The sequence below is a fragment of the Sulfitobacter sp. HI0129 genome (assembly GCF_001635395.1).
In the GTDB taxonomy this organism is placed as follows: Bacteria; Pseudomonadota; Alphaproteobacteria; order Rhodobacterales; family Rhodobacteraceae; genus Sulfitobacter.
In genome coordinates this window covers 1-4,398 of the sequence record NZ_LWGH01000447.1, presented here as the reverse complement: position 1 = coordinate 4,398, position 4,398 = coordinate 1, and the positions used below count along the sequence as shown (strand labels likewise).

The window sequence follows — 4,398 nt, the reverse complement described above, 5'->3', positions numbered from 1 at the left end:
GCCCCGATACGCTCGCTCCCATGGTGGACCGGGTGGCCGCCCTGCCGCTGGCCTTCCGGCCCGGCAGCCGCTGGGAATATTCGGTAGGCATCGACGTGATCGGGCGGGTGGTCGAAGTCGTCTCCGGCAAGTCGCTCGCCGACTTTTTCGAGGAAGAGATATTCGCCCCCCTCGGCATGAAGGAAACCGCGTTCGCCCTGCCGCAGGAGATGGAGGACCGCTTTGCCGCACTTTATACGCCGCTTGCGGGCAGTGCCTTCGGGTTGAACGAGGCGAAACAGGGGGGCGAGACCCTGCGCATGGTCGATCACGTGCACCGGACGCCATACCGCGGATCGAAGATGCAATCGGGCGGCGGCGGTCTGGTGGGGACCATCGACGATTACCTGAAGTTCACCGAGATGCTGCGCACCGGCGGGGCGGGGCTTCTGTCGCCCGCCACGCTCCGCTTCATGATGCGCAACCACCTGCGGGGGGAGATCGCCTCCATGGGGCCGGCTAGTTTTGCCGAACAGCCGATGGAGGGTATGGGCTTTGGCCTCGGCGGTGCCGTGGTGCTCGACCCGGGCCGCGCCCGCGCCCCGGGCAGCATCGGCGATTTCAGCTGGGGCGGCATGGCCTCGACGTTTTTCTGGATCGATCCGGTGTTCGACCTGTCGGTGATCTTCTTTACCCAGTTGTCGCCTTCCAGCTCCTACCCTGCGCGGCCCGAGTTGAAGGCATTGGTCCACGGAGCACTAAAGTAATGACCCAGATCCTCTGGACGCCCACGCCGGAACGCGCCGAAGCCTCGACACTGGCTGAGTTCATGCGCTGGCTGGAGAAGGAGCGCAGCCTCAGCTTTGCCGATTACAACGAGATGTGGCGTTGGAGCATCGACGACCTCGAAGGTTTTTGGTCCGCGATCTGGGAATTTTTCGATCTGCGCGCCAGCCAGCCGTGGGAGCGGGTGCTGGCGAAGCGGCAGATGCCCGGTGCGGTCTGGGGCCCGGGAATGCGGCTCAACTACACTGACCAGATCATGAAGCACGTGGCGGGCCGGGAGGATACGCCTGCGCTGGTGTTGCAGTCGGAAACCTTCGGGCGGTGTGAAATGACCTGGGGCGCGTTGCGCGCGCAGGTGGCCAGCGTGGCGCATCATCTGCGCCAGATGGGCGTGGAGGAAGGCGACCGGGTGGTCGCTATCCTGCCAAATACGGAAACCGCGCTCATCGCCTTTCTGGCGACGGCCAGCATCGGTGCGGTCTGGTCGCTCTGCGCGCCCGATATGGGGCATGTCGCGATCCTCGACCGGTTCAGCCAGATCCAGCCCAAGGTGCTCATCGCGCAGGACGGCTATGTCCATGCGGGCAAGATGATCGACCGGCAGGACATACTGGCGGAAATCGCGGCCGGTTTGCCCAGCGTCGGTCAGTTCGTCACGGTGCCTGTCGTGGGCGAATTGCCGGCGGGGCATGTGGCCTGGGACTCGCTCACCCAGACCGACGTGGCTTATGAAAGCGCGCAGGTTCCTTTCGAACACCCGCTCTGGATCGTCTATTCCTCAGGCACCACGGGGAACCCGAAGCCCATCGTGCACGGCCACGGCGGGATCGTGCTGGAGGGCTGCAAACAGTCCCTGCACAAGGATGTGCGCCCGGGGGACCGCTATTGCTGGCTGACGTCTTCGGGCTGGATCATGTGGAATTCGCAGTGGATGGCACTGGGGCAGGGGGCCACCGTGGCCATGTTCGACGGGGCGGTGAACCATCCCGACATGGGGGTCGTCTGGCGCTTTGTCGCGGATGAACGGCTGGATTACTTCGGCGCGGGCGCGGCATTTTTCAGCACCTGCATGAAGGCGGGGATCACCCCCCGGGAAGAGGTGGACCTGTCTGCGTTGAAATCGCTGGGCGCGACCGGCTCGCCGCTTAGTGCCGATGCCTATGACTGGATTTACCGGGACGTGAAGCAGGATGTCTGGCTGGCCCCGATCTCCGGCGGGACGGACCTGTCGGGGGCCTTCGTACTGGGCAATCCGATGATGCCGGTGCGCGCGGGCGAAATGCAGTGCCGCGCGCTTGGCAACGCGGTGCGGGCCTTCGACCCCGAGGGGAATGAACTGATCGGCGAGGTGGGCGAGTTGGTCTGTACCGAACCGTTGCCGTCCATGCCTCTGTTCTTCTGGGGCGACGAGGACGGCAGCCGGCTACACGACAGTTACTTCGATACCTACCCCGGCATCTGGCGGCATGGCGACTGGATCATGATCGACGAAAAGGGCGCCAGCGTGATCTACGGGCGTTCCGACGCCACGATCAATCGTAAGGGCCTGCGTCTGGGCAGCGCGGAGATCTACCAGGCGGTGGAAGGCCTCCCCGAGGTGATGGATTCGCTGGTGATCGATCTTGAATACCTTGGCCGCGAAAGCTTCATGCCACTCTTCGTCGTGCTGGCCGAGGGTCAGACGCTGGACGCCGCGCTGAAGGACAAGATCAACGGCGCCATCAGGCGCGATGTCTCTGCCCGCTTCGTGCCCAACGAGATCGTGCAGATCGCAGAGGTGCCGCGCACCCTTTCGGGCAAGAAGCTTGAGGTTCCGGTGAAAAAGCTGTTGTTGGGTGGGGATCCGGAACGGGTGGTCAATCGGGATTCGATGGCCAACCCGGACAGCTTCGATTTCTTCGTGGATTACGCGAACCGGCGCGCCACTGCCTAGAAAGACCCGCCATGAGCACCGATGACGCCGCCCGCGAACTGTTGCAGCTTCTCGATATCGAACAGTTGGAGGTCGACCTGTTTCGGGGCGTCGGCTCCGGTGGAGAGACCACGACGCGCATTTTCGGGGGCCATGTCATCGCGCAGGCACTGATGGCGGCCTATCGCACGGTGTCCGACCGGCTTTGCCATTCGCTGCATGCCTATTTCATCCGCCCCGGCGACCCCAAGATTCCGGTGATCTACCAGGTGGACAGATCCCGCGACGGCGGCAGTTTCACCACTCGCCGCGTGGTGGCGATCCAGCACGGCAAGCAGATCTTCAACTTCTCCGCCTCCTTCCAGATCGAAGAGGACGGCTGGGAATATCAGCACGCCATGCCACGCGTCGCCGGCCCCGAGCATTGGCCGGACCGGCCGGAATTGCGCGCCCAGCACGTCGAGCGGTTGCCCGAAAAGTACCGCGAGGATTTCCTGCGCGACCGGCCCATCGACATCCGCGAGGTCGAGCCGCGCGATTTCTTCGACCCCGAAAAGGCGGATGACCACAATTATCTGTGGTTCAGGATGCAGGCGGCCAAAGGGCAGGACCCGCGGATGCAGCATTGCCTGCTGGCCTATGCGTCGGACATGAATCTTCTGGGATCGTCACTGCGGCCCCACGGGCTGACGTGGTTTCAGGGCAAGGTCATGACCGCCAGCCTTGATCACGCCATGTGGTTTCATGCCCCGATCAACTTCGAGGACTGGCATCTCTACGAACTCGATGCGCCCTTTACCGGGGGGGCGCGGGGGTTCAACCGCGGCTCGATCTACAACCAGAACGGCACCCTCGTCGCGAGTGTGGCGCAGGAGGGGCTGATGCGCCCGCTTCGTGCTAAAGGCGCAAGCTAAAGCCGGGGTTCAGAGAAGAACGGGTCCCCATTTGATTATCCGGGCAGCGGCGTGACAGGTTGCCGCTGCCCGTCCACCTCATCCGAAGACGAAGAAACACAGTTTGTTGCCGTCCGGGTCGCGGACATAGGCGCCGTAGAACCGGTCCGGTATGCGCTGGCCCGGTGCGCCTTCGTCGCTGGCGCCAAGCTCCATCGCCTTGTTGTAAAGCTTGTCCACGGTTTCCTTGTCCCGTGCCGGAAAGGCAACCATGTTGCCGTTGCCCGGTTCGGGTGCTTCGCCGTTGTAGGGTGTGCAGACAGCGATCATGGGCTTGTCGCGGGCGGTGCCGATAAAGGCGATGCGGCCCAGATCGGTGCCCAGTTTCGCGCCTTCGCTTTCGAAAAGCGCGCAATAGAACGCCTTGGCCTTTTCCATGTCGGCGACGCCGACGGTTGCATATCCGATCATTCGGTCATTTCCTTATCAGGTGTCAAAATTGCCGTAGCGGCGATTGAGTTTGCGCATGCCGCCGATCCAGCGGTCGTAGTTCTCCGTCTTGGCGCGCATGTAGCCCAGCACTTCCTTGTGCGGCAGCACGAGGAAGGTCTCATCCCGGATCGTCTGCACGCAGGCTTCGGCCACGGGTTCGGGTTCCATCATGCCGTCGATGGCGGCGACGTGGTCTTCGTGGCCGCGGGTCATTTCCGTCCGCACGGCCTGGGGGCAGAGTACCGAGACCTTGATGCCCTGATCGCCATAGGTCATCGCCAACCATTCGGCGAGGCCGACGGCCGCGTGTTTGGTCACGCCGTAGGGGGCGCTTCC

General features: G+C 63.5%; 5 protein-coding genes. 3 read left to right on the top strand and 2 right to left on the bottom strand.

Annotation, left to right across the window (positions count from 1 at the left end):
• From A3764_RS12190 to A3764_RS12180, 3 genes are all read left to right on the top strand, one after another.
• A partial coding sequence (locus A3764_RS12190) for a serine hydrolase domain-containing protein (RefSeq protein ID WP_150122156.1) occupies positions 1 to 746 on the top strand: 746 nt, incomplete at its 5' end.
• Positions 746 to 2,698 (top strand): acetoacetate--CoA ligase, encoded by a 1,953-nt coding sequence (locus A3764_RS12185; RefSeq protein ID WP_067920694.1) that lies wholly within the window; start codon positions 746 to 748, stop codon positions 2,696 to 2,698. The genes A3764_RS12190 and A3764_RS12185, both read left to right, overlap by 1 nt.
• An 11-nt stretch (positions 2,699 to 2,709) precedes the next feature.
• Complete coding sequence (locus tag A3764_RS12180) at positions 2,710 to 3,591, top strand: acyl-CoA thioesterase (protein WP_067920692.1); 882 nt, start codon at positions 2,710 to 2,712, stop codon at positions 3,589 to 3,591.
• 78 nt (positions 3,592 to 3,669) lie between these two features.
• On the opposite strand, the gene A3764_RS12175 is transcribed toward A3764_RS12180, so the two are convergent.
• Together A3764_RS12175 and A3764_RS12170 are read right to left on the bottom strand one after the other, a co-directional pair.
• The gene (locus tag A3764_RS12175) at positions 3,670 to 4,041 is read right to left on the bottom strand and encodes a VOC family protein (RefSeq protein WP_067920690.1); all 372 of its coding nucleotides are present in this window, start codon (positions 4,039 to 4,041) and stop codon (positions 3,670 to 3,672) included.
• A 15-nt stretch (positions 4,042 to 4,056) separates the two neighbouring features.
• A partial coding sequence (locus A3764_RS12170; RefSeq protein WP_150122155.1) for an SDR family oxidoreductase occupies positions 4,057 to 4,398 on the bottom strand: 342 nt, incomplete at its 5' end.